We start from the raw sequence: 26,516 nt of genomic DNA on the forward strand, positions 1-26,516 counted from the left end.
CACCTGCATCGTGACCTCAGAGGTACATCTTATGACTACCCGTCCCCCCGCATCCTGGCACCTGACGTTGACCGTCGGGCTGTGTTTTTTAGTCGCGCTGATGGAAGGGCTGGATCTCCAGGCCGCCGGGATCGCTGCCGTCGGTATCGCTCATGCGTTTGCGCTGGATAAAATGCAGATGGGCTGGATCTTCAGCGCGGGCATTCTCGGCCTGCTGCCCGGCGCGTTGGTCGGCGGTATACTGGCCGATCGCTATGGCCGCAAGCGTATTCTCATTGCCTCCGTGGCGCTGTTCGGCCTGTTCTCGCTGGCGACGGCGATTTCCTGGGATTTCTCGTCGCTGGTAGTTGCCCGTCTGATGACCGGCGTGGGGCTGGGCGCGGCATTGCCGAATCTGATTGCGCTGACCTCCGAAGCGGCGGGTCCACGTTTTCGCGGCACAGCGGTTAGCCTGATGTATTGCGGCGTACCGATTGGCGCGGCGCTGGCGGCGGCGCTTGGGTTTAGCGGGCTCGCCTCCGCCTGGCAAACGGTGTTCTGGGTTGGTGGGGTGATCCCGCTGCTGCTGGTTCCGTTGTTGATGCGCTGGCTGCCGGAATCGCAGGTTTATACCCAACAAACGCAGGTGGCTGCCGCGCCGTTGCGCGCCCTGTTTGCGCCAGTGACGGCGAGCGCTACGCTGCTGCTTTGGCTGTGCTATTTCTTCACCCTGCTGGTGGTGTATATGCTGATCAACTGGCTACCGATGCTGCTGGTGGAGCAGGGATTTCAGCCCTCGCAGGCAGCAGGCGTGATGTTTGCTCTACAAATCGGCGCGGCCAGCGGGACGTTAATTCTCGGGGCGTTGATGGACAAACTGCGTCCGGTGGTGATGTCGCTGCTGATCTACACCGGGATGTTGGCTTCGCTACTGGCGCTGGGGACGGTGTCGACATTCAGCGGCATGCTGATGGCGGGATTTGTCGCGGGGATGTTTGCCACCGGTGGGCAAAGCGTGCTGTATGCGCTGGCGCCGTTATTTTACAACACGCAGATCCGCGCCACCGGCGTGGGCACCGCCGTCGCCGTCGGACGTTTGGGAGCGATGAGCGGCCCGCTGCTGGCCGGGAAAATGTTAGCGCTGGGCACCGGAACGGTGGGCGTGATGGCGGCGTCTGCGCCGGGGATTTTGCTGGCGGGCCTGGCGGTATTTATTCTGATGAGCCGTAAATCGCAGATGCCGATCCCGGCTAACGGTGCTTAAGCGATCGTCCGGAGTGGAGTGCCCGACGCGGGCATCTGCGTCTGGAGCAGGGTAGACACATCGCCATAATTGCGGGTGAGCGCGGAGCCTTGCGGGTATGTCTGTGATAGTGTGAGGGCTTATTTCCGTCAAAACAGGAGCCAGAACATGTCGCAGAATAATCCGTTAAGCGCCATCCTCGACAAACAGGATTTCCTGTTACTGGATGGTGCGATGGCGACGGAGCTGGAAGCGCGCGGTTGTGATTTAGCTGACAGCCTGTGGTCAGCCAAAGTGCTGGTCGAAAACCCGCAGCTTATCCGCGAAGTACATCTTGATTATTACCGGGCGGGGGCGCAATGCGCGATCACCGCCAGCTATCAGGCCACGCCAGCAGGTTTTGCCGCGCGCGGCCTGGATGAAGCGCAGTCGAAAGCGCTGATTGGCAAAAGCGTGGAGTTGGCACGTAAAGCGCGTGAAGCCTGGCTGGCTGAGAACCCGCAGGCGGGTACGCTGCTGGTGGCAGGATCCGTCGGGCCTTATGGCGCGTATCTGGCGGATGGATCAGAGTATCGTGGCGATTACCAACGTAGCGTTGAGGAATTTCAGGCATTTCACCGTCCGCGCGTGGAAGCGTTGCTGGATGCCGGGGCCGATCTGCTGGCCTGTGAAACCCTGCCGAATTTTACCGAGATTGGTGCGCTGGCTGAGCTGTTGACCGCGTATCCGCGGGCTCGCGCGTGGTTCTCCTTTACCCTGCGCGACAGCGAACACCTGAGCGACGGTACCCCGCTGCACGACGTGGTGGCGTTGCTGGCGGGTTATCCGCAGGTGGTGGCGTTAGGCATTAACTGTATTGCGCTGGAAAAGACCACTGCCGCATTGCAGCATCTGCACGGCTTAACGGCGCTGCCGCTGGCGGTGTATCCAAACTCAGGCGAGCATTATGATGCGGCAAGCAAAACCTGGCATCATCACGGTGAACATTGTGCGCAGTTGGCGGATTATTTGCCGCAGTGGCAGGCCGCTGGCGCACGGTTGATCGGCGGGTGCTGTCGCACCACGCCGAAGGATATTGCTGAGCTGAACGCGCAGCGCTGAGAGTTTATCGGGCCTACATCGTTCACTGTAGGCCTGATAAGCTCAGCGCATCAGGCATTGCCGGATGGCGGTACAAGCGCCTTATCCGGCCTACAAAGCAACAAAGCGTTATGCCGCATCCGCCAGCACAAACATGCCGTACGGGTGGATTTCGAGGTAATACTGCTCGCCGATGTCTGGCTGCAGGCGCGTGGCGTTGACCTGCAATAAAATCTCTTGCCCGTGCCACTCCACCGTGACCTCATATTGAGGGCCCATATAGGCGACGTGGCGGATCGCGCAGCGCTGGCTCTCCTCGCCGCGATCGCTGAGCGTGATCGCTTCGGGACGTACGCCGACCATCCCTTCCCCATGATCGTTAAAGTGCGGCGGGCGCGGCAAACGATAGCCGTAGATATCAACGTATCCTGCGCTGAAGGTGGCTGGGAACAGGTTGGCATCGCCCATAAAGCTCGCCATAAAACGTGAGGCCGGCTGACGATAAAGATCCTGCGGCGTACCGATCTGCATGATGTGTCCTTTATTCATCACCAGGACGGTATCGGAAACCGCAAAGGCTTCGCTCTGATCGTGGGTAACGTACAGCGAGGTGATATCAAACTGCTTTTGTAGCTCGCGGATCTTGTCGCGCATGCTGCGACGCAGGTTGGCATCCAGGTTGCTCAGCGGCTCATCAAACAGCAGCACCTTCGGTTTGAGGATCAACGCGCGGGCCAGCGCCACGCGCTGCTGCTGACCGCCGGAGATCTGATCGACATAGCGATCTTCGAAACCCTCCAGATCCACCATCGCCAGCGCTTCTTTCACTCGCGCCTTCACTTCGCTGCGTGACACGCCGAGCATCTTCAGGCCATAGCCGACGTTCTCCCCCAGCGACATGTGCGGAAACAGAGCATACGACTGAAACACCATGCAGATATCGCGCTGCTGAATGGAACGATGGGTGACATCTTCGCCATCAATAAAAATCTGGCCTTCACTCGGTTTTTCCAGCCCGGCGACCAGGCGCAAAATGGTGGTTTTGCCACAGCCGGAGGGGCCGAGCAGCGTCACCATTTGCCCCTGCGGAATGGTGAGGTTAATGTTGTCGATAACTGTGTTGCTGCCAAATCGTTTAGTGACGTTGCGCAGTTCAACGAAATTTTTCTGAGTCATAGTGCGCTCCATTACGCCTGGTTTTTAGCTTTTGAACGGGAGGTACGTGATTCGCCGATCAGCCAGTCAAAGATGAAAATAATCGCCAGCATCACCACGATCAGAATCGAACCGTAGGCAATCGCCACCCCGTACTCACCGTCTTCCACGCGGTTGAGGATGTAGGCCGTCGCCACGCGGGTATCCGGCGTCACAAGGAACACAATGGCGCTGACGGTGGTAATGGCGCGCACAAAGCTATAGATCAGCGCCGAGAGGATCGCCGGGCGCAGCAGCGGTAGCAGGATATGCGTAATGGTCCGCAGGGAACCGGCACGCAGGCTAAGCGAGGCTTCATCCAGCGATTTATCGATTTGGCCTAAGCCCGCGATGCCCGCCCGAATTCCGACCGGCACGTTACGCATCACCATTGAGATAATGACGATGGCGGCGGTGCCGGTGAGGTACACCGGGGCGCTGTTAAAGGCCAGAATGTACGACACGCCCGCCACGGTGCCAGGAACGGCAAAGCACAGCATGGTGGTGAACTCGATGGTTTTTTTACCTTTAAACTGCTGGCGCACCACAATCCACGCGATCAGCAGACCAAAGATCGCGGTGATCGGCGCGGCAATCCCGGCGTAGAGCAGAGTGTCGAGCAGTGAAGGCCACGCGCCGTCGCTCATCCCCTGACCGAACAGTTTGATAAAGTTCGCCAGCGTCAGGGTGTAGTCCACGCCCCAGTTAACGGTGAAACTGCCGTAGAAAATGCTGCCGTAGAGCAGGGCGTTAAAGGCAATCCACACCGCCAGCAGCACAACCACGATCCACACCAGCGTCACTGGCAGCGGCTGGACGTCGCCCCGGTAGGATTTACCGGAGACAGTCACGTAGGAGCGCTTGCCGATCCACATGTACTGCACACAGAATACCAGTAGCGAGAACAGCAGCAGGAACGCGCCCAGCGTGCTGGCGGCCTGATAATCGAGCTGCGAGCCGGTGATGTAGAAGTAAATTTGCGTTGCCAGCACGTCGAAGTTACCGCCTAGCACCAGCGGGTTACTGAAGTCGGCCAGCGACTGTACCACCACAATCAAAAAGGCGTTCGCCAGCGCCGGTTTCAGTAGCGGGACAAACACGCCGTTAAAGGTCTGCCAGCGGCTGGCGCGCAGGGTGTATGACGCTTCTTCCAAAGATGGATGAATGGTCTTGATCGCCCCGTCGAGGATCATAAACGCCATCGGCGTAAAGGCCAGCACCTGCGCCAGCCAGATGCCGGTAAAACCGTACAGCCAGTTGGTGTTGGTTAAGCCGAACCAGTCGACCATAAATTCGGTGATGTAACCGGAGCGACCCATCATCAGCGTAACGCCTAAACCGACGACAAACGGCGGGGTGACGATCGGCAGAATCGAGAAGATACGTCCGATGATGGCGCTACGTCTGGCGATACGGGTCGTGTAGATAGCCAGTACCAGGCCGAAGAAGGTACAGCCGACGCCGACGGCAATCGACAGCATAATCGAGTTGAGGATCACCTGAATGATATGCGCCTGTGACAGCACATTCATAAACGCCAGCGGAGCAAATTCCCCGGCGTCGTTGGTGAACATCGGAATGAAAATGGCGATGCTCGGCCAGACGATAAAAATACCGATCAGCGCGACAATTGCGGTCAGCGAGCCGATGACGAAACGGTCGCCACCCAGCCATTCCAGACGGGTAAGCGCCAGGGTCATAATTGCGCCCAGCGCCACAAAAAGCACGATGGTGGCATAGCCTAAGCCGCGACCTTCAAGCGTGGCGCTGGCGACGATAAAGGCCATGCAGAAGAATGCCCAGCCTGCGTCAAGATAATGGCGGCCGCGCTGTTCGCGTCTGGCTTCATGGAACGGGCGCACCAGCAGCAGGCTCGGTAGCAGATACCATAACCAACTGATATTGAATTGTGACCAGCCGTAGGCGGCGAGTATTTCCTCGCCCGTCGACTCCAGCAGACCGTAGTCCAGGCTCCAGCTTGGCAGCAGGGCAAACGCCAGCCAGCCGAGCAAAACCCAAAGAAATATCGCATCCCGTTTTTTCACGGGATGGAGTGCAAGTGTGTGTGACATAGCGGTTCCGGTATTTCAGGCCGGGCGGGCGCTTACGCCGCGCCCGGCAAATGAACGCAACGTGGGCTTATTTACCCATCTTAACTTCGCTAACCCACTTATTGATCAGGGCTTTACGTACGTCGGTCGAGCCGTACTTATCCATGTCGTAATTGATAAGCTTCAGGTCGTCGAGCTTCAGCGAGTTCGGCGAGGTCTCGGCGGTGGTGTTGGTCAGGATCTGATAGGATTTACCTTTCTTCCATGCCAGCTCCTGGGCGTCTTTCGACAGCACCCAGTCAACGAACAGTTTGGCGTTGTCGAGGTTACGCGCGCCTTTCAGGATGCTGACGCCGCCAATTTCATAGCCGGTGCCTTCGCACGGGGAGATCAGCTCCAGCGGGGCGCCCTGTTCTTTTTCCAGCGAGTAGTCGTGCAGGAAGCCAATGCCGATCGCCGTTTCGCCACGGGCGGCATTACGCGCCGGAGCAATGCCGGATTTGGTGTACTGGGAGACGTTGGCGTTGAGCTGTTTCAGGTAATCAAAAGCCTGATCCTCACCCCACAGCTGGGCGAAGGTCGCCAGCGCAGTGTAGGCGGTGCCTGAACTCTGTGGGTCAGCAATCTGGATTTCCCCTTTGTATTCTGGTTTGGTCAGATCCTTCCAGCATTTCGGCACTGGCAGGTTTTTCTCTTTCAGGCGCTGAGTATTAACGCCAAAGCCCAGAATACCGACATACACCGCCGAGGAGAGGTTACCTTTTACTTTCGCCGGATCGCGGAACTTCTCCATGATCTGCGCGAGGTTAGGCGATTTGTACGGCTGCAGCAGGCCCATTTCACCGGCCTGGGATTGTGGATCCAGCGTACCGCCGTACCACACATCCGCCTGCGGGTTTTTCTTCTCGGCATCGACCTTCGCCAGCGTGCTGCCGGAGCCGTTACGAATAAATGAGGTTTTCACATCATATTTGTCGCCGAAGGCTTTGGTTTCGGTTTCGCACATCTCGTTGGTGGCGCTGCAATACACCACCAGACGTCCTTGAGCTTGTGCCGTACTGCTGAAGGCCGCCAGCGTCAGAGCAGAGGCAATCAGGGTAGAGGTAAGCGTCAGTTTCATTGTTTTATCCTTTGACTGAGAGAAGGGGTAATGCCCGCAATGAGCAATGGCATCAGCAATAAACCCATAAAAACAGCGGCAACCGAGAGCAAACTGAACATTCCCGACCAGCCGTAGTGTTCTATGACCAGCGACAGCGGCCAACCCGCCAGCGCGGCCCCCAGATAGGCGAACAGCCCGAGAAAACCGGTGATTGAACCTGCCGCAGCTTTGTGTCCGCATTCGACAGCAGCCAGACCAATCAACATCTGCGGGCCAAACACAAAAAAGCCCACGGTAAAGAAACAGACTGCCAGCAGCGCATAGTGGTGCACCGGGGCCAGCCACAGCGCGGCGACGGAAACCATCAGCCCCAGCGTGAACAGCAGTATCATTGGCGCGCGCTGACCGCTGAACAGCAGATCCGAGCCCCATCCGGCAAACAGCGCGCCGAGCAAGCCGCCGACTTCAAACAACATCACCGTGGCATTGGCGCTGAGCAGATTCACGCCGTGGCTTTCCGTCAGCCAGATGTTGCCCCAGTCGTTGAGCGCAATGCGGATCAAATAGACCAGTACATACGACACGCCAAGCAGCCAGATCATCGGGTTCTTCAGCATGGTGGTGCGTAACATTTGCCACAGCCCCATCGGCGGGCTTTGCTGCTCCTGACGTAGCTCCAGCGGATCGTGCCGCCACTCTCCCACCGTCGGTAATCCCTCTTCCTGGGGCGTGCCTTTCAGTTGTAGGGTGAGCCAGATGCCTAACGCCATGCTGATTATCCCTGGTGCCAGCATCGCTGCCTGCCAGCCCCACCAGAGGGCGGCAAAGGCGCTAATCAGCGGGATGATGGCCCCGCCAATGTTGATTGACATATTCCAGCAGCCCCACCAGAAGCCGCGTTCGTTGCGCGAGTACCAGTGGGTCAGCAGGCGGGCGCAGGGCGGCCAGCCCCAGCCCTGAAAAAATCCGTTCAGCGTCCAGACCGCCAGCAGCAGCGTCAGCGATTCACCAAAGGCGAACACCACGTTCAAAACACCAGTGGCAAACAGGCCGATCCCCATGAATGCACGCTGCCCATGGCTGTCGTGCCACAATCCGGCAGCGAATTTCGAAAGGCCGTAGGTCAGATAAAACAGCGATCCCAGCAGACCGATATCGCCTTTATCCAGCCCCAGATCTGTTTGCAGCGCCGGGAGTACATAGTTGACGCTTTTGCGCGTCAGATAAAACGCGGCGTAGCCAATCACCATACACATCAGCAGGCGGGGACGTAACGTCCGGTATTGTTGGTCTGTTTCGCGTGCGTGCATGGCGGTCTCCGTTTGTGCTGACTATAGGAAAGTGAAAGCAAAAGGGGATGAGAGAAAGTCCGCAGTGACTAAGACTTTTTCCTGGTTAGCGGCTGGTTTGTTGCAAATTTGTGGGCAGGTTAACAATTACCCGCGTGCCGTGGTTCGATTCCAGCGTGAGTTCGCCACCGAGGGCGCTTACCCGCTCACGCATCCCCTGGATACCGAAACCGGGGATTTTTTCCGGGAGGATACCCACGCCGTTGTCATCGACCTCCAGTGACAGGCGGTGTTCCCGTTGGCGTAGCGTAATCGATACCTCGCTGGCATCGGCATGCTTACAGATGTTATTGAGCAGTTCTTGCATCAGGCGGTACAGCGTGAAGCGCACCGTTTCATTTTCTGGCGTATTTTCCAGATGGTAATTAAATCGGCAGCGGATTCCCCGTTCGGCAAAGGCAAATTCATTCACCAGATGATGCAGCGCATCTTTGAAAGACAGTTCATCGAGCGCGGGCGGGCGCAGCTGGCGCAGAAGCTGACGGGTGGAGTGGTGAATGCGCCGGGCAAGATCGTTGATCTGATTCGCCGCCTCAAGCGTTTGCTCGCGACCTGGCGCACGTTTGACCAGTTGCGTCTGAATCTGGATGGCGGTGATGTTCTGGCCTATTTCGTCATGTAGTTCGCGCGCTAAACTTTTTCGCGTGTCTTCCTCGGTACGAATCAGTTGTTCGGTCAGCGCACGGCGTGCCGTCAGTTCGGCTTCCAGACGCTGGCGATAATGGTGCAAGTTTTGCGCCAGATGCTGCTGGCGGCTGATGGCGATCCCCAGCCCTATACCCAGTAGCGCCTGGGTGGCGAGGAAAATCTCCAGTTCAAGCAGATTGCTGAACCCCACGCCTATCTGCCGGGCGATGGTGATCATCATACTGCCGAGCAATCCGGACAACACGCCGCCCTGCCAGCCAAATTTCCATGCCATCACCACGTTTGGTAAAAACACCACGATCAGCAGCAGGCGCTCGATATCCGGCGACAGCACCATCTGTGTGCCAATGCCAATAATAAAAAACAGGCTGCACCAGATGATAAGCGAGGTGCGCAGTGGGGGATTGGTAGTATCCAACCCGAGCAAATGATAACGGTGCTGCTGGCGCAGAAATTCATAGATCAGATAGACAAATGGCGTCAGCAGCACGCCGCCGGTAAACGACGCCAGGCCAATTAACGTTGCCGGGCTTGCGATAAACGGTGACAGCAGGGCGGTATTAAGCAATGACGTGACGGTGACGGCGGTCAGCAACAGCGTCAAGCGTTGCCAGTACAGTGGGAAGCGGTGCCAGTATGACTGACCGATGCTCGCTGGAAGAAGGCTTATGAATGGGGCTACCAGCAAAATATAGCCATTCAATAATTGCTCGCTGTGCAGCCAGAACAGCATCAGTACCGGCGGCAGCACCAACGCGGGCCAGTAGCGGCGAGAAAGCAGAATCAACAGTGCAAGATAGACCCCGTGTGGCAGGAATAATGCCGCCTGTTGACCGTTGTGGGTCAGGTAAAATCCCAGCGTCCACAGCATCAACCAGCCCGATCCCCAGGCCAGCAGAATAAACAGGGAGATTACCCAATGACGAAGGTTACGCGACATTAATGCCCCGTCAGTAGCTGGTGGTCGAGGGCAAAATGCACCAGCTCGATAGTGCTGTGGCATTGCAGTTTGCCCAGCACGTTCGCGCGGTGGACGTGTACTGTTTTGTGGCTAAGGTCGAGCTTAAAGGCAATTTCTTTCACGCTGTCGCCTTTGACCAATAGATCAAACACTTCGCGCTCGCGCGGGGTCAGTACCTCCAGGACCTGCGCGGGCTGTTCGCCGCCGCGTAAGGCTCGCAGCGCATCGGCGCACAGATAATGCCCGCCCATACCTACCGAACGTACCGCCTGCACCAGTTCTTCCGGTCCGCAGCGCTTGGTCAGATAGCCGCTGGCGCCAGCATCCAGTGCGCTTTGTACAAACGTTGGCGAGTCATAAATGCTAAGAATAATGGCGCGAAAACCGGGCTTCTGCGCCCGCAGTCGTTTTAGCAGGCTCAGGCCATTTTCATCCGGCATGGCGATGTCCATCACCGCAACGCTGACGTCGTCATGCAGTAATGCAGGCCAGGCCTGGGCCGCGCTGCTGAACTGGCCGATGACGTTGAGATCATCTTCGAGACTGAGTAATTGCGCAAAGCCGGAACGCACCACCACATGGTCATCCACCAGCACAACATGAATCATGATATTGCTCTCTTGCCTGACAATAGCGTCTATGATGCCTGCCAGCGCAGCGCTGGCAATCATCCAGGCGCAGTTATGTAACGAATGTAACAAAATCGCAATACACTTCATCCTTCAAGCTGCCTCTTTGTTGGCTGCACTCAGAAACCCCAGTCACATAGTTATCTATGCTCCTGGGGATTTCTTCCCTTGCCGCCTCGACGCATCTTGAATGATTTTGTGTATAAGCATTGCCGGTTTTTTTCTAAAAACGCTTTGTTCTTAGCCAGAATTTTTAATTCCTTTATCAAAGTGGGCCGCAACGAAATACTGCCTCCTATAACAAGACTGGGGAGCAGACAATCATGGCTAATTCATCGCGTAACACACTTCTTGCCGCACTGGCATTCATCGCATTTCAGGCGCAGGCGGTGAACGTCACCGTCGCGTATCAAACTTCCGCCGAACCCGCCAAAGTGGCGCAGGCGGATAATACCTTTGCTAAAGAGAGTGGAGCCACCGTTGACTGGCGCAAGTTTGACAGCGGCGCGAGTATTGTCCGCGCGTTGGCATCCGGCGACGTACAGATCGGTAACCTCGGCTCCAGCCCGCTGGCGGTAGCGGCCAGTCAGCAGGTGCCGATTGAGGTTTTCCTGCTGGCATCAAAGCTCGGCAATTCTGAAGCGCTGGTGGTGAAGAAAAACATCAGTAAACCGGAAGATTTGATTGGTAAGCGCATTGCCGTGCCGTTTATTTCCACCACCCATTACAGCCTGCTGGCAGCGCTGAAACATTGGGGGATTAAACCCGGCCAGGTAGAGATTGTGAACCTTCAGCCACCGGCGATTATTGCCGCCTGGCAGCGCGGAGATATTGACGGCGCGTACGTCTGGGCGCCTGCAGTCAATGCGCTGGAAAAAGACGGCAAGGTACTGACTGACTCGGAAAAAGTCGGTGAATGGGGGGCGCCAACGCTGGACGTGTGGGTGGTACGCAAAGATTTTGCCGAGAAATACCCTGAGGTAGTGAAAGCATTTGCGAAAAGCGCCATCGATGCGCAGCAGCCCTATATCGCCAACCCGGATGCCTGGCTCAAACAACCGGAGAATATCAGCAAGCTGGCGCGCTTAAGCGGTGTGCCAGAGGCGGATGTGCCGGGGCTGGTGAAAGGTAACACCTATCTGACTCCGCAGCAGCAAACCGCCGAGTTAACCGGGCCGGTGAACAAAGCGATTATCGACACCGCGCAGTTCCTTAAAGAGCAGGGCAAAGTGCCCGCCGTAGCGACGGATTATAGCCAGTACGTGACCGATCGTTTCGTGCAATAAAGGGGACGCTGATGCTGCAAATCTCTCATCTTAATGCCAGTTACGGCGGCAAACCGGTGCTTGAGGATATCAACCTGACGCTCGATAGCGGTGAACTGCTGGTGGTGCTGGGACCTTCCGGTTGTGGGAAAACCACATTGTTAAATCTGATTGCCGGATTTGTACCGTATCAACACGGCAGCATTATGCTGGCGGGCAGTAAGGTCGAAGGACCTGGCGCAGAACGTGGAGTGGTGTTTCAGAATGAAGGTCTGTTGCCCTGGCGCAACGTGCAGGACAACGTCACCTTCGGTCTGCAACTGACGGGCATGGAGAAGCCGCAGCGTCAGCGTATTGCTCAGGAAATGTTGCAGAAAGTGGGGCTGGAGGGCGCGGAAAAACGCTTTATCTGGCAGCTTTCCGGTGGGCAGCGTCAGCGCGTCGGCATTGCCCGGGCGCTGGCGGCCAACCCGCAGTTGTTGCTACTCGATGAGCCGTTTGGCGCGCTCGACGCCTTTACCCGCGAGCAGATGCAAACCCTGCTGCTGAAACTTTGGCATGAAACGGGGAAACAGGTGCTGTTGATTACCCATGATATCGAAGAAGCGGTGTTTATGGCCACGGAACTGGTATTGCTGTCGCCAGGCCCTGGCCGGGTGCTGGAACGACTGCCGCTTAATTTCGCCCGGCGTTTTGTGGCCGGAGAGGCGAGTCGCAGCATTAAGTCCGATCCGCAGTTTATCGCCATGCGCGAGTATGTGTTAAGTCGTGTCTTTGAACAACGGGAGGCCTTCTCATGAGCGTGGTGATTAATGACAAACCTCGCCGCCCGCGGGCACTGAACTGGCGCTGGCCGTTCTCGCGCCAGATGACTTTAAGCCTCGGTACGCTGGCCGCCATTTTGGCGCTGTGGTGGACGGTGGCGGCGCTGCAGTTAATCAGCCCGTTGTTTCTGCCGCCGCCGGGCCAGGTTTTGCAAAAACTCATCAGTATTGCCGGGCCGCAGGGGTTTATGGATGCCACGCTGTGGCAGCATCTGGCGGCCAGTTTGACGCGTATTGTTATCGCGCTGCTGGCGGCGGTGCTGTTGGGGATTCCGGTCGGTATCGCCATGGGGCTGAGTCCGACGATTCGCGGCATTCTCGATCCAATCATTGAATTGTATCGTCCGGTTCCGCCATTGGCCTATTTGCCGCTGATGGTTATCTGGTTTGGTATTGGTGAAACCTCCAAGATCCTGCTGATTTACCTGGCGATTTTCGCCCCTGTGGCGATGTCGGCGCTGGCGGGCGTAAAAAGTGCGCAGCAGGTGAGAATCCGGGCCGCGCAGTCGCTGGGGGCCAGCCGTGCGCAGGTGCTGTGGTTTGTGATTTTACCGGGTGCCTTGCCGGAGATTTTGACCGGACTACGTATTGGGCTGGGAGTGGGGTGGTCAACCCTGGTGGCGGCGGAGCTGATTGCAGCGACGAGAGGTTTAGGATTTATGGTGCAATCAGCCGGTGAGTTTCTGGCAACGGATGTGGTGCTGGCAGGGATCGCGGTAATTGCTGTTATCGCGTTTATTTTAGAGCTGGGTCTGCGCGCGCTTCAGCGCCGTCTGACACCCTGGCATGGAGAAGTACAATGAGTGAACGTTTGAGCATTACCCCGCTGGGGCCGTACATTGGTGCACAAATTACCGGCGCGGATTTAACGCGTCCATTAAGCGATAACCAGTTTGAACAGCTTTATCATGCTGTATTGCGCCACCAGGTGGTGTTCCTGCGTGAGCAGATTATTACGCCACAGCAGCAGCGCGCGCTGGCGCTACGTTTTGGCGACCTGCATATTCACCCGGTCTACCCACACGCCGAAGGGGTGGACGAAATAATCGTGCTGGATACGCACAACGATAATCCGCCCGATAACGACAATTGGCACACTGATGTGACGTTTATCGACACGCCGCCAGCGGGCGCGATTCTGGCGGCGAAAGAGCTGCCATCGACCGGGGGAGATACGCTGTGGACCAGCGGGATTGCCGCTTATGATGCTCTCTCACAGCCGTTTCGCCAGCTCCTGAGCGGCCTGCGTGCAGAGCATGATTTTCGTAAATCGTTTCAGGAATATAAATATCGCCAGACGCCAGAGGAGCATCTGCGCTGGCTGGAGGCTGTCGCCAAACATCCACCGTTGCTGCATCCGGTGGTGCGCACCCATCCGGTAACGGGTAAGCAGGCGCTGTTTGTGAATGAAGGATTTACCACACGAATTGTTGATGTAACGGAAAAAGAGAGCGAGGCGCTGCTGGGATTCCTGTTTGCACACATCACCAAACCGGAGTTCCAGGTGCGCTGGCGCTGGCAGCCTAACGATGTGGCGATTTGGGATAATCGCGTGACGCAGCACTACGCCAATGCGGATTATCTGCCGCAGAGGCGCATTATGCACCGGGCGACGATTCTGGGGGACAAACCTTTTTATCGGGCGGGATAAATGGCGCTGGCGCTTCGCTGACCGGACCTACAGTAGAGCAGGCCCGATAAGGCGAAGCCGCCATCCGGCACAAGGTAAATTAACGCAGAATTTTTTTCTCAGCCAGATCCAGCGCAAAGTAGCTGAAGATCAGATCCGCGCCCGCGCGTTTGATCGACCCTAAGCTTTCCAGCACCACTTTCTCTTCATCGATAGCACCCGCCATCGCCGCGAACTTGATCATCGCGTATTCACCGCTGACCTGATAAGCGCCAATTGGCAGTTCGGTGCGTTCGCGGATATCGCGCAGAATATCGAGGTACGCGCCGGCCGGTTTCACCATCAGGCAGTCTGCGCCCTGGGTTTCATCCAGCAGTGATTCGCGAATCGCCTCGCGGCGGTTCATCGGGTTCATCTGATAGGTTTTACGATCGCCCTTCAGCGCCGTACCTGCTGCTTCACGGAACGGGCCATAGAAAGAAGAGGCAAACTTAGTGGAGTAGGACATGATCGCGGTATCGGTGAAGCCCGCAGCATCCAGCGCCTGGCGAATCGCCTGCACCTGACCGTCCATTGCGGCGGAAGGCGCGATAAAATCTGCACCCGCAGCGGCAGCAACGACTGCCTGTTTGCCGAGGTTGGCAAGGGTTAAATCATTATCAACGCCATGATCGCACAACACACCGCAGTGACCATGCGAGGTGTATTCACAGAAGCAAGTGTCGGACATGACGATCATTTCCGGTACGGTCTGCTTACAGATACGCGACATGCGCGCCACCAGACCATCTTCTTTCCATGCGTCGCTGCCGGTGTCGTCGGTGTGGTGGGAAATACCGAAGGTCATGACCGAACGGATACCTGCATTGGCAATGCGTTCAATCTCGCGGGCCAGGTGTTTCTCTGGAATGCGCATCACGCCTGGCATGGCGTCGATAGCTTTGTAATCGTCGAGTTCTTCTTCAACAAAGATCGGCAACACCAGGTCATTTAAGCTGAGTGTTGTCTCTTCAAACATAGCGCGTAGCGCAGGAGATTTGCGCAGGCGGCGAGGGCGTTGGATTAGGTCTGTCATGGTATGCCTGATGTTTGTGGAATCGAAGGCCGTAGTATACCCGAACCTGATGGCGGGTGGTTTACGAAAGTTGGCGTTATGTGGGGATGGTGGGCTCTCTTTGCTACCTCTTAATCTATCTATTATTTGCATTTTTGTGATTGTAATTATTTTTTATATTGATAAATTTCAACGTGGATTTAGTTTTATTTAATTTTATTTTAACTAAAAGGTATTGGTTAGCTATTTATTGCTCTCATATCTGTTTTGTTTTTATTTATAATTGGAACGTATTTATTATGCAGTTTTATTAATGTTAATTGATTAAAAAATAAAGTGATTTTATAAATTACTGGCGTTTTTGTTTCGAAGCTTTTATTGCCCGTCCGGATTCGGACTTAAGACAAAGAATAATTGAACCTTTCGGCTATGACATCGCATAATCCTCCCTGCGAAACATAAAATGTTTTCTATGCATTGATAATTGATGGATCAACTATATTACGTCCCTGAGGAGGGATGACAAATGCACACTTGGAAAAAGAAACTCGTAGTCTCACAATTAGCATTAGCCTGCACTTTGGCAATCACTTCTCAGGCGAATGCTTCAACTGATATCTCTGGGACCACCTATACCACTTTTACCCATTATAATGACGCCTCCTATTCTGATGGCGTTTACTACGATGGATATGTGGGTTGGAACAACTACGACACTGATAGTATTTATAACGGTGATATTTATCCGGTAATTAATAACGCCACTGTCAACGGCGTGATTTCAACTTATTATCTGGATGATGGACTCTCTACTAACACCAATAACAACAGCCTGACGATCAAAAACAGTACCATTCACGGTATGGTGACATCCGAGTGCATGACAACGGATTGTACTAACCGTACGGGTACAGACTATTACTACGATCGCCTGGCGATGAACGTTATTAATTCAACTATCGATGACAACTACGAGCATTATACCTACAACGGTACCTATAATGACGCAGCCGATACGCACGTTGTAGACGTTTATAACCTGGGCACTGCTATCACTCTGGATCAAGAAGTTGATCTGTCTATCTCCGCCAACTCTCACGTCGCTGGCATTACCCTGACGCAGGGTTACGAGTGGGCAGATATTGACGATAATACCGTCAGCACCGGCGTAAACAGCAGTGAAGTATTTAACAACACCATCGCTGTTACTGACTCTACTCTGACCTCTGGTTCATGGACTGACGAAGGCACTACCGGCTGGTTTGGTAACACCAGCAATGCAAGCGACTACAGCGGCACTTACACTGCAGACGATATTGCATTAGCAGCTATTGCAAATCCGAATGCAGATAACGCGATGCAGACCACCGCAACGTTTAACAATTCCACGCTGATGGGTGACGTGCTGTTCTCCAGCAACTTCGATGAGAACTTCTTCCCGAACGGTGCTGACTCTTATCGTGATACCGATGCCGATCTGGATACCAACGGTTGGGACGGTACTGACCGTCTGGATCTGACCCTGAACAATGGTAGTAAGTGGGTTGGTGCGGCAATGTCTGTGCATCAGGTTGACACCGATGGTGACGGTGTTTACGACAGCTACGCTGCGGGCACTGAAGCCACCGCAACGCTGATCGATATCGCCGCTAACAGCCTGTGGCCTGATTCAACCTACGGCATCGATAGCGACACGACCTCTTATGACGAAAATGGCCACGTAGTGGGTAATGCGGTCTATCAGAGCGGTCTGTTCAACGTCACGCTGAACGGCGCGTCACAGTGGGATACCACTAAAACGTCTCTGATTGATACCCTGAGCATCAACAGCGGTTCCGTCGTCAACGTGGGTGATTCTGAGCTGGTTGCTGACTCTATCTCTCTGACCGGTGCTTCTGCACTGAACATCAACGAAGATGGTCATGTTGCAACTGATACTCTGTCTATCGACAACAGTACTGTAACGATTGCTGACGACGTATCTGCTGGTTGGAATGTGCTGGATGCTGCGCTGTATGCAAACACCATTAACGTTACTAACAACGGTGTTCTGGATGTTGGCAACAGTACTGGTGATGCGCTGCAGGTTGATACCCTGAACCTGACCAGCTACACCGATGCATACAACAATGTTAATGCAGGCGTTTTCGACATCAACAGCAGCAACTATGTGCTGAATGCTGACCTGACTAACGACCGCACTAACGACAAAACCCAGGCTAACTACGGTTATGGCGTAATCGCAATGAACTCTGATGGTCACCTGACTATCAACGGTAATGGCGATGCTGACACCTCCGGCGATCAGTCTGAAGTTGACAACTATGGCGACCATGTAGCTGCTGCAACCGGTAACTATAAAGTTCGTATTGATAACGCCACTGGCGCAGGTTCTGTTGCTGATTACAAAGGCAACGAGCTGATCTACGTTAACGATACCAACAGCAATGCGACCTTCTCTGCAGCTAACAAAGCGGACCTCGGCGCATACACCTATCAGGCGCAGCAGCAGGGTAACACTGTTGTTCTGCAGCAGATGGAGCTGACTGACTACGCGAACATGGCGCTGAGCATCCCGTCTGCTAACACCAATATCTGGAACCTGGAACAAGATACCGTTGGTACTCGTCTGACTAACGCACGTCATGGTCTGGTTGATAACGGTGGTGCATGGGTAAGCTACTTCGGTGGTAGCTTCGATGCGGATAACGGCACTATTAACTATGATCAGGATGTTAACGGCATTATGGTCGGTGTTGATTCCAAAATTGATGGTAACAACGCTAAGTGGATTGTCGGTGCCGCAGCAGGCTTCGCGAAAGGCGATATGAGCGACCGTACCGGTCAGGTGGATCAAGACAGCCAGACTGCCTACATCTACTCTTCTGCTCACTTTGCCAACAACATCTTTGTTGACGGCAACTTAAGCTACTCTCACTTCAACAACGATCTGTCTGCCAACATGAGCAACGGTCAGTATGTTGATGGCAGCACCTCTTCTGATGCCTGGGGCTTTGGCTTGAAACTGGGTTATGACCTGAAGCTGGGTGACGCAGGTTACGTAACGCCTTACGGCAGCGTATCCGGTCTGTTCCAGTCTGGTGATGACTATAAGCTGAGCAACGACATGAAAGTTGACGGTCAGTCTTATGACAGCATGCGTTATGAACTGGGTGTAGATGCAGGTTATACCTTCGCGTACAGCGATGACCAGGCTCTGACTCCTTACTTCAAACTGGCCTACGTTTACGATGACTCTAACAACGATTCTAACGTAAACGGCGATTCTATCGACAATGGCGTAGAAGGTTCTGCGGTACGTGTTGGACTGGGTACTCAGTTCAGCTTTACCAAAAACTTCAGCGCGTACACCGATGCTAATTATCTCGGTGGTGGTGATGTCGATCAAGACTGGTCTGCAAACGTGGGTGTTAAATATACCTGGTAATAATTTTCTCGCAAAGAAAGTAAAGGTAATTTAATCTGGAAAATGCCCGTCACGGATTTGACGGGCATTTATTGCAAGGAACGCGCAATGTTATCTACTAATAAACCTCTTCCTGAATTTAGTAAGCTGGATAAATGTTTATCAAAATATGGTAAACACTTTGAATGTGATAAAGATAAAGAAATTATATATTCCAGTGATATAAATAGCGATGACACCTTTATTATTTTAAGCGGTATAGTTTCCCTGAGACGCGGGGAGAATGTACTGGTCGGCATCGCGCAGGCACCATTTATTATGGGGCTTTCAGATGGTGTGATGAAAACCGATGTACAATACAGATTAATAACCGAAAGTAATTGTACGGGATATCATCTTCCTGCCTCACAAACGATTAATTTAATTGAACAATGCCAACTTTGGCGCGAAGCTTTTTGCTGGTTGGCCTGGCAGAACTGCATGCTTGAAATGCGCGATCTCCAGTTGATCGGCAATAACTCCTATGATCAGATTCGCGCGACGTTGATATCCATGACGAAATGGGACGACGTCCTGCGCTCGCGTGTCGGTGTGATGAACTATATTCACCAGCGCACACGAATTTCACGCTCAGTAGTCGCTGAGGTCCTCGCGGCATTGCGTAAAGGTGGTTACATTGAAATGAATAAAGGCAAACTGGTGAGCATTAACCGTTTGCCTTTTGAGTATTGAATCAGGATGCGGGAATAACCTGCGGTTTGTTCCCGCTCAACTCTGCGACCAAATCGTTGATACCGTCGCTCATATTGGTAAAGCGGGTCAGCGGAGAACGGGTCACCACGACAAACGCCCCGACATTTTGCTGCGGGATCATCGCCATATAGGTAATGAAACCGCCACCACCACCGGTTTTTTGAATAATTCCCGGACGACCATTCTTCGGTGCCATATACACCCAGCCCAAACCAAGCGCATCGGCTTTGCCCGGAACGTCCATCCCTATCACTTTGGTTAACTGTGTACGCTGATAAATCAGCGTCTGCATACGGTCGGCTTGCTGGCTACGATGATAAAAATCAGAAGAGAGATACTGCTGCATCCAGCGCATCATATCGCCAGGCGTTGAATAGACGCCGCCGCTGCCCATCGCCGCCAGGGTATTGTTACAAGGGCTGGCGCCTTTTTCCGCGACCATCAGGCGTCTGCACTGATCGGGGGATGGGGTAAAGGTGGTGTCTTTCATCCCCAGCGGTCGGGTAATTTTTTCTTCAAAGAGTTGCGGATAAGGCTTACCGGCAGCAGCTCCCAGCGCATCGGCCAGCAGGTCGAATGCCAGATTTGAATAAGAAGCTTGCGATCCTGGAGCTGCTTTAAGCGTAGCGGTTGAGAGATAGTTCCAGCGCTGCTCGCGGGTTGGCCAGACAAACACCGGGCGCTTTGCCGCGCCGCCAGGCTGTTCGCGCGGCAGCGCGCTGGTATGCGTCGCCAGATTCACCAGCGTGATTGGCGTTCCCTGATAAGTCGGCACGCGTGCGCCAGGTGGTGCATATTTACTCAATGGATCGTTGAGTTTAACTGTGCCCTGATCGAGTAATTTCACCAGCACTTCGCTGGTCATTAATTTGGTGATAGAGGCAATGCGAATCACGGAATCCAGTTGTGGATGAACATTATTGCCGGGGCGCGTTTCGCCGAAGCTTCGAAATACGCGTTGATTACCATCAATCACCACGAGCGCCATCCCCGTAGCACCACTGCCGTAAAATATATGGTCGGCATAACGATCGACGATATCAGAGGCGAAGACCGGATCGGTTATAGGCTGTGCCGCCTGGACAGATGTCAATGACGCCGCACACAGCGCGGCAGAAAAAAGCAGACTACGTTTCAACGGTGGTGTCCATGAGTTAGAAAAAATGAAAAAGGATGTCGTGCGTATGCGTATTTATACTACTCAACGGCGTATTGCAAAGCGCTTATCAGCCAATGATAGTGTGAAAAACGTAACGATGAGTAAACGTGAGCGTTTCCCGGATTGTGGATGTTCGCTTTTGTGATCTCACGCTGTGATAATCTGCACATGCTGGAACGTTATCGAGTGTGAAAACCACAGAAACAATTCTTCATCACCGGGGGGCGAACTATGTGCCGCGGTTCTGGTCACAATTGTCGGTTTCAGCTTGTGTTTTTGGGCGTAAGCCGTCTCGCCACCGCACTTCACGGAGGCAAATGCACAGCAGTCGTCATAACGATAAGAAGTTAGCAGGAGAGCATTATGTTTAAGTCTTTTTTCCCAAAGCCGGGACCATTCTTTATTTCGGCATTTATTTGGGCACTGGTCGCTGTTGTATTCTGGCAAGCAGGTGGGGGAGCCTGGGTTGCACGCATTACCGGCGCGTCGGGGGATGTACCGATTAGCGCAGCGCGTTTCTGGTCGCTGGATTACCTGATTTTTTATGCTTACTACATTCTTTGTGTCGGGATGTTCGCGCTATTCTGGTTTCTCTACAGCCCGCACCGCTGGCAGTATTGGTCCATTCTGGGTACCTCACTGATAATTTTTGTAACCTGGTTTCTGGTTGAGGTTGGCGTTGCCGTCAACGCCTGGTATGCGCCATTCTACGATCTCATTCAAACCGCGCTCAGCGCACCGCATAAGGTGAAAATTGAGCAGTTCTATAATGAAGTGGGTATCTTTCTCGGTATTGCGCTGATTGCCGTGGTCATTGGCGTGATGAACAATTTCTTCGTCAGCCACTATGTGTTTCGCTGGCGCACAGCGATGAACGAACACTATATGGCGCACTGGCAGCATCTGCGACATATCGAAGGCGCAGCACAGCGTGTGCAGGAAGACACCATGCGTTTTGCCTCCACGCTGGAGAATATGGGCGTTAGCTTTATCAACGCGATTATGACGCTGATTGCCTTCTTACCGGTGCTGGTTACGCTGTCGGCGCATGTTCCTGATCTGCCGATTATCGGACATGTCCCTTATGGGCTGGTGATTGCCGCGATTGTCTGGTCGCTGATGGGAACCGGCTTGCTGGCGGTAGTCGGGATCAAACTTCCGGGCCTGGAGTTTAAAAACCAGCGCGTGGAGGCGGCTTACCGTAAGGAACTGGTATACGGTGAAGATGATGCCAGTCGTGCGACGCCGCCGACGGTGCGTGAACTGTTCCATGCGGTACGGCAAAACTATTTCCGTCTCTATTTCCACTATATGTATTTTAACATCGCCCGTATTCTGTACCTGCAGGTTGATAACGTTTTCGGTTTGTTCCTGCTGTTTCCGTCGATTGTTGCCGGTACGATAACGCTCGGTTTGATGACGCAAATTACCAATGTATTTGGCCAGGTGCGCGGCTCGTTCCAGTATCTGATTAACTCCTGGACAACGTTAGTTGAACTGATGTCTATTTATAAGCGTCTGCGCAGCTTTGAACGCGAGCTTGATGGCCAGGATATTCAGCAAGTGACCCATACTCTTAGTTAACAAAAGGAGATGTTATGTCGACGGTTTCCCGTCTTTACCCCTTGTCTGGGCTGGCCGCATTGGTGTTGGTGGGATGTAGTAGCCAACCCGCGCAGCCGTTAAAAAAAGGGGAGAAAGCCGTCGATGTGGCGAGCGTGGTGCGCCAGAAAATGCCCGCCAGCGTGAAAGACCGGGATGCGTGGGCGCAGGATCTGGCGAAGACGTTTGAAAGTCAGAAGCTGGCGCCGACGGTTGAAAACATCTGTTCGGTGCTGGCGGTCGCGCAACAGGAGTCAAACTACCAGGCCGATCCGGCGGTTCCTGGCTTAAGTAAAATCGCCTGGAAAGAGATCGACCGTCGCGCCGAGCGCATGCATATTCCTCTGTTTGTGGTGCACACTGCGCTGAAGATTAACTCCCCAACGGGGAAAAGCTACAGTGAGCGTCTGGATACGGTGAAGACGGAAAAACAGCTTAGTGCCATCTTTGATGATTTCATCAATATGGTACCGATGGGGCAGACGCTGTTTGGTTCACTGAATCCGGTGCATACCGGCGGACCGATGCAGGTCAGCATTGCGTTTGCCGAGCAGCACGCCAGCGGCTATCCATGGAAAATGGCAGGGACGGTCCGTCAGGAAGTGTTCAGCCGACGTGGCGGACTGTGGTTTGGCACTTATCATCTGCTCAATTATCCGGCGAATTACAGTGCGCCAATTTTCCGCTTTGCAGATTTTAATGCCGGCTGGTACGCCAGCCGCAATGCGGCTTTTCAGAATGCAGTCAGTAAAGCCAGCGGAGTGAAGCTGGCGCTGGACGGGGATTTAATTCTCTATGGCAGCAGCGAGCCGGGCAAAACGGAGCTGGCGGTACGCAAGCTGGCCGGGAAGTTGGAGATGAGCGAGAGTGAGATCCACCGGCAACTGCAAAAGGGCGATAGCCTGGCCTTTGAAGAGACTGCGCTGTACGAGAAGGTCTATAAGCTGGCGGAAGCGAAGAGCGGTAAATCACTACCGCGTGAAATGCTGCCTGGTATTCAGTTGGAAAGCCCGAAGATCACGCGTAATCTGACGACCGCGTGGTTTGCTAAACGCGTGGACGATCGTCGGGCGAAGTGTATGGCTCAGTCATCGTTATGATGACGGCGGCGCCAGCGGATAATTATCGCGACGGCGCCAAGAATCAGGCTCCCGACCAGGAAGGGGATCAGCCCAAACAGGGTACCGACGCCTAAACCAATTTCAACCCGTGGGCGCCCTGTCTCTTGCATTTGCAACTGCATCAACTGCTCATAGATGCCGGGTGCGTGGGCCAGCAGATTTAAAATCTGCGCGCCTGCCCAAAAGCAAAACAGCACAAATACGGCATACGCAATGTTGCCGGGCAGGGAGGAGGTATCCCGATGCTTGCCCTTAAACAGGGATTTTGAGAGCGTAAAATCAGCCATAAAGACCTCCGGAAATAACCTGCTTTTTGGCGTAATGCCTGTAACTGACTGTGAGTCTGACAGGTGATTAGGATTGTCAATATCAGAATGTTGGTAATTTCAGGTGGAGATTATTCCTGGATTTCGGTTATTTGTGGTGCGTCACAATTATTTAACCTTAAGTGAAATTAAGTTACATTTCAGAAATTCCGCATATGCTACAGACGACCACGGGGAAATGTGCGAGGATGCTTTTTCATGTTGTATATCCACCGGAGCCGTTATGAACCTGCCTGTAAAAATCCGCCGAGACTGGCACTACTATGCCTTCGCTATTGGGCTTATCTTTATTCTGAATGGCGTGGTGGGGTTATTAGGTTTTGAAGCGCAGGGATGGCAAACCTATGCGGTGGGGCTGGTTACCTGGATAATTAGCTTTTGGCTGGCCGGGTTAATTATCCGTCGCCGTGTGGAAAATGAAGATGATGAAGCGAAGGATGCCCAATAGTTATCAGGCATCCTTGCGGGTTTACATACTGGTTTTCAGCGCGCTATCCGCAGCGTGGCGTTCCAACGCCAGTTCGATCAGGCGAGTGATCAAATCGGTGTAGCCTAAGCCGCTCGCCTGCCACAGTTTTGGATACATACTGATGTTAGTGAAGCCCGGCAGCGTGTTGATCTCATTGATCACAACGTCGTTTTCTGCGGTTAGGAATACATCTACGCGCGCCATGCCGGCACATCCTAACGTCTGGTACGCTTGAATGGCGATCTCGCGGATCTTGTCGTTAATTTCTGGTGCGATCGCTGCTGGAACAACGACTTTGGCACCGTTATCGTCAATGTATTTAGTGTCGTAAGCGTAAAAATCACTGTTCAACACGATCTCACCACAGGTACTGGCCTGCGGATGATCGTTGCCCAGTACTGCACATTCGATCTCGCGACCTTTGATCCCTTGCTCCACCACGACTTTATGATCGAATTCAAATGCCAGCGCGACGGCCTGGTTGTATTGCGCTTCACTGGTCACTTTGCTAACGCCAACGGACGACCCCTGGTTGGCGGGTTTTACAAACAGCGGCAGGCCCAGGCGGGATTCCACCTCAGCAAAGCTAATGTTGTTACGATTGGCGCGAGTAAGTGTAATAAATGGCGCGATATTTAATCCGGCATCGCGCAACAGACGTTTGGTCACGTCTTTATCCATACAGGCCGCAGATCCCAGGACATCAGAACCGACGAACGGCAGATTCGCCACGCGCAGCATACCCTGCAAAGAGCCATCTTCACCCAGCGTACCGTGTACGATCGGAAAAATAACATCGACCGTTGGCAGCGGCTGACCGTTTTGCGCATCGATCAACTGGTGCTCTTGTTTACCCGGAACCTGAGCCAGGCTGGTCGTGGAAGGACGCAGCGCAATGTGCGCCGGATCGTCTGAATTGAGCAGATAGTTACTGGCATCGCTAACGTGCCATTGCCCTTGTTTATCAATACCTAACAGCACAACGTCAAAGCGAGTCTTGTCGATGGCATCGACAATATTTTTTGCCGATTGCAATGACACTTCATGTTCCGCTGATTTACCACCAAATACGATTCCTACCCGCAACTTTGCCATCTTAAAAACCCATTCCTTGAATGCAAAGCACATACATTACCACGACAAAACGCAGGTTTCCTCGGCTTCTGGCAGATTGTTTCGCTGGGCAACAGGGGAAGAGATAAGCGCAAACGCGCAGATCTTGCATGAAGCATAATTCCCTGCGTGTATTGTGGGTTTGGTGTGAGGCGTATCACAAATATGATGAGCGGGAAGATAAAATTCTAAACTGTGATACATCGCACCTGTTGACCCTTATTTGGCTAAGTAATTTGTTAAGCTGCTCGCAGTTTTCAGCTACTTATCGTTATGAGTCCCTATGGAATCCTGGAGAGTAAACCTTATTTCCGTCTGGTTCGGATGCTTTTTTACCGGGCTGGCGATTAGCCAAATCCTGCCTTTTTTACCGCTCTACATCTCCCAATTGGGCGTCACCTCGCATGAAGCTCTCTCAATGTGGTCCGGATTAACGTTCAGCGTCACCTTCCTTATTTCAGCTATTGTTTCTCCGATGTGGGGCAGTTTAGCCGATCGTAAAGGACGCAAACTGATGCTGTTACGAGCCTCGCTGGGGATGGCGATTGCGATTTTACTGCAGGCATTTGCCACTAACGTCTGGCAGCTTTTTCTGCTGCGCGGGGTGATGGGGTTAACCTCAGGCTATATTCCGAACGCAATGGCGTTGGTAGCGTCACAGGTTCCGCGTGAACGCAGCGGATGGGCATTGAGCACGCTTTCTACGGCGCAAATTAGTGGCGTTATTGGCGGACCGTTAATGGGAGGCTTTATTGCCGACCATATTGGGTTACGGGCGGTATTCTGTATTACCGCGGCTTTGTTGGTGGTTAGTTTCCTTGTCACGCTGTTTTTGATCAAAGAGGGCGTGCGCCCGACCACCAAAAAAAGCGAACGCCTGAGCGGGAAGGCCGTCTTTGCCTCCTTGCCTTATCCGGCGCTGGTGATCAGCCTGTTTTTTACGACGATGGTAATTCAACTGTGTAACGGCTCTATCGGTCCTATTCTGGCGTTATTTATCAAATCAATGGTGCCAGACAGCAGCAATATTGCCTTTCTCAGCGGGTTGATTGCCTCAGTACCTGGCATCTCGGCCCTGATTTCCGCGCCGCGGCTTGGCAAATTAGGTGACCGTATTGGTACTGAGCGGATTTTAATGGCGACGTTAATCTTTGCCGTCGTGCTGTTTTTCGCTATGTCGTGGGTCACCACGCCATTGCAGTTGGGGATATTACGTTTCCTGCTCGGCTTTGCCGACGGCGCGATGTTGCCGGCGGTACAGACGCTGCTGGTGAAATACTCCAGCGATCAGATAACCGGGCGTATCTTTGGTTATAACCAGTCATTTATGTACCTTGGCAACGTCGCCGGGCCATTAATGGGAGCAACGGTATCTGCCATGGCGGGGTTCCGCTGGGTCTTCATCGCTACGGCGAGTATTGTACTGATTAACATCTGGCAGTTGGCCATCGCATTGCGACGTCGGCGTCACGCGCGCTGACTGTCTGATAAACAACGCTGCCCGTCGGCGTTGTTTATCTATAATTTTGCATTATAT

At 53.7% G+C, this 26,516-nt stretch carries 22 protein-coding genes; 12 read left to right on the forward strand and 10 right to left on the reverse strand.

What is annotated here, in order from left to right; genetic code table 11:
• The first annotated feature begins 31 nt into the window (after positions 1-31).
• Both mhpT and mmuM read left to right on the forward strand, forming a co-directional pair.
• Entirely contained in the window at positions 32-1,243 is a 1,212-nt protein-coding gene (gene mhpT / locus FDW96_RS18510) for a 3-(3-hydroxy-phenyl)propionate transporter MhpT (protein WP_137366112.1), read from the forward strand.
• Between the two features lie 147 nt (positions 1,244-1,390).
• Positions 1,391-2,323, forward strand: coding sequence for a homocysteine S-methyltransferase (mmuM, locus tag FDW96_RS18515; protein ID WP_137366113.1), 933 nt, complete (start codon positions 1,391-1,393; stop codon positions 2,321-2,323).
• A gap of 108 nt (positions 2,324-2,431) precedes the next feature.
• Here mmuM and fbpC read toward each other — a convergent pair whose 3' ends face one another.
• The 6 genes from fbpC to FDW96_RS18545 all read right to left on the reverse strand — a co-directional run bounded on the left by fbpC (position 2,432) and on the right by FDW96_RS18545 (position 10,215).
• Entirely contained in the window at positions 2,432-3,478 is a 1,047-nt protein-coding gene (gene fbpC, locus FDW96_RS18520) for a ferric ABC transporter ATP-binding protein (RefSeq protein ID WP_042310230.1), read from the reverse strand.
• 11 nt (positions 3,479-3,489) lie between these two features.
• Positions 3,490-5,568, reverse strand: a complete 2,079-nt coding sequence (locus FDW96_RS18525) for an iron ABC transporter permease (RefSeq protein ID WP_137366114.1) — start codon at positions 5,566-5,568, stop codon at positions 3,490-3,492.
• Positions 5,569-5,635: 67 nt separating this feature from the next.
• Entirely contained in the window at positions 5,636-6,667 is a 1,032-nt protein-coding gene (locus tag FDW96_RS18530; RefSeq protein WP_137366115.1) for an ABC transporter substrate-binding protein, read from the reverse strand.
• Entirely contained in the window at positions 6,664-7,959 is a 1,296-nt protein-coding gene (uhpC, locus tag FDW96_RS18535) for an MFS transporter family glucose-6-phosphate receptor UhpC (protein ID WP_042310226.1), read from the reverse strand. Before uhpC ends, FDW96_RS18530 begins: the two co-directional genes overlap by 4 nt.
• 85 nt (positions 7,960-8,044) lie before the next feature.
• Complete coding sequence (locus FDW96_RS18540; RefSeq protein ID WP_042310225.1) at positions 8,045-9,586, reverse strand: MASE1 domain-containing protein; 1,542 nt, start codon at positions 9,584-9,586, stop codon at positions 8,045-8,047.
• On the reverse strand, positions 9,586-10,215 hold the full coding sequence (locus tag FDW96_RS18545; RefSeq protein ID WP_042310514.1) for a response regulator transcription factor: 630 nt from the start codon (positions 10,213-10,215) through the stop codon (positions 9,586-9,588). Before FDW96_RS18545 ends, FDW96_RS18540 begins: the two co-directional genes overlap by 1 nt.
• A gap of 344 nt (positions 10,216-10,559) precedes the next feature.
• Here FDW96_RS18545 and tauA point away from each other — a divergent pair, with 344 nt between their 5' ends.
• Genes tauA through tauD form a run of 4 tightly spaced genes read left to right on the forward strand, consistent with a single transcriptional unit; the run spans position 10,560 to position 13,976 of the window.
• Entirely contained in the window at positions 10,560-11,522 is a 963-nt protein-coding gene (gene tauA / locus FDW96_RS18550) for a taurine ABC transporter substrate-binding protein (protein WP_042310224.1), read from the forward strand.
• A gap of 11 nt (positions 11,523-11,533) precedes the next feature.
• Positions 11,534-12,301 carry a taurine ABC transporter ATP-binding subunit gene (gene tauB, locus FDW96_RS18555; protein ID WP_069323927.1) on the forward strand — a complete coding sequence of 256 codons (768 nt, stop codon included), beginning with the start codon at positions 11,534-11,536 and terminating at the stop codon, positions 12,299-12,301.
• A complete protein-coding gene (gene tauC, locus FDW96_RS18560) occupies positions 12,298-13,128 on the forward strand; it encodes a taurine ABC transporter permease TauC (protein WP_042310221.1) in 831 nt (276 codons plus the stop codon). Before tauB ends, tauC begins: the two co-directional genes overlap by 4 nt.
• Positions 13,125-13,976, forward strand: a complete 852-nt coding sequence (tauD, locus tag FDW96_RS18565) for a taurine dioxygenase (RefSeq protein ID WP_137366116.1) — start codon at positions 13,125-13,127, stop codon at positions 13,974-13,976. Before tauC ends, tauD begins: the two co-directional genes overlap by 4 nt.
• Before the next feature lie 79 nt (positions 13,977-14,055).
• On the opposite strand, the gene hemB is transcribed toward tauD, so the two are convergent.
• Positions 14,056-15,030 carry a porphobilinogen synthase gene (gene hemB / locus FDW96_RS18570; protein WP_137366117.1) on the reverse strand — a complete coding sequence of 325 codons (975 nt, stop codon included), beginning with the start codon at positions 15,028-15,030 and terminating at the stop codon, positions 14,056-14,058.
• A gap of 505 nt (positions 15,031-15,535) precedes the next feature.
• On the opposite strand from hemB, the gene ehaB reads away from it, so the two are divergent.
• Both ehaB and iprA read left to right on the forward strand, forming a co-directional pair.
• Positions 15,536-18,457, forward strand: coding sequence for an autotransporter adhesin EhaB (gene ehaB / locus FDW96_RS18575; RefSeq protein WP_137366118.1), 2,922 nt, complete (start codon positions 15,536-15,538; stop codon positions 18,455-18,457).
• Positions 18,458-18,544: 87 nt separating this feature from the next.
• Positions 18,545-19,168: a hydrogen peroxide resistance inhibitor IprA gene (gene iprA / locus FDW96_RS18580; protein WP_042310211.1), complete on the forward strand. Its 624-nt coding sequence runs from the start codon at positions 18,545-18,547 to the stop codon at positions 19,166-19,168.
• Position 19,169: 1 nt separating this feature from the next.
• On the opposite strand, the gene ampH is transcribed toward iprA, so the two are convergent.
• Positions 19,170-20,327 (reverse strand): D-alanyl-D-alanine-carboxypeptidase/endopeptidase AmpH, encoded by a 1,158-nt coding sequence (gene ampH / locus FDW96_RS18585; protein ID WP_042310210.1) that lies wholly within the window; start codon positions 20,325-20,327, stop codon positions 19,170-19,172.
• A gap of 384 nt (positions 20,328-20,711) precedes the next feature.
• Here ampH and sbmA point away from each other — a divergent pair, with 384 nt between their 5' ends.
• Together sbmA and FDW96_RS18595 are read left to right on the forward strand one after the other, a co-directional pair.
• The gene (gene sbmA / locus FDW96_RS18590) at positions 20,712-21,932 is read left to right on the forward strand and encodes a peptide antibiotic transporter SbmA (RefSeq protein WP_042310208.1); all 1,221 of its coding nucleotides are present in this window, start codon (positions 20,712-20,714) and stop codon (positions 21,930-21,932) included.
• Positions 21,933-21,946: 14 nt separating this feature from the next.
• Complete coding sequence (locus FDW96_RS18595; RefSeq protein WP_061381535.1) at positions 21,947-23,050, forward strand: DUF1615 domain-containing protein; 1,104 nt, start codon at positions 21,947-21,949, stop codon at positions 23,048-23,050.
• Here the strand turns inward: FDW96_RS18595 and FDW96_RS18600 are convergent.
• Complete coding sequence (locus FDW96_RS18600; protein ID WP_061381536.1) at positions 23,035-23,358, reverse strand: YaiY family protein; 324 nt, start codon at positions 23,356-23,358, stop codon at positions 23,035-23,037. The genes FDW96_RS18595 and FDW96_RS18600 overlap by 16 nt on opposite strands.
• A gap of 262 nt (positions 23,359-23,620) precedes the next feature.
• Between FDW96_RS18600 and FDW96_RS18605 the strand changes: the two genes are divergently transcribed.
• The gene (locus tag FDW96_RS18605) at positions 23,621-23,845 is read left to right on the forward strand and encodes a DUF2754 domain-containing protein (RefSeq protein ID WP_038638102.1); all 225 of its coding nucleotides are present in this window, start codon (positions 23,621-23,623) and stop codon (positions 23,843-23,845) included.
• 21 nt (positions 23,846-23,866) lie between these two features.
• On the opposite strand, the gene ddlA is transcribed toward FDW96_RS18605, so the two are convergent.
• Positions 23,867-24,961: a D-alanine--D-alanine ligase gene (gene ddlA, locus FDW96_RS18610; RefSeq protein WP_042310511.1), complete on the reverse strand. Its 1,095-nt coding sequence runs from the start codon at positions 24,959-24,961 to the stop codon at positions 23,867-23,869.
• 301 nt (positions 24,962-25,262) lie between these two features.
• Between ddlA and FDW96_RS18615 the strand changes: the two genes are divergently transcribed.
• Positions 25,263-26,459, forward strand: coding sequence for a multidrug efflux MFS transporter (locus FDW96_RS18615; RefSeq protein WP_042310202.1), 1,197 nt, complete (start codon positions 25,263-25,265; stop codon positions 26,457-26,459).
• Positions 26,460-26,516 lie beyond the last annotated feature (57 nt).

This window comes from Citrobacter sp. TBCS-15 (assembly GCF_005280815.1).
GTDB classification, from domain to species: Bacteria; Pseudomonadota; Gammaproteobacteria; order Enterobacterales; family Enterobacteriaceae; genus Citrobacter; species Citrobacter werkmanii.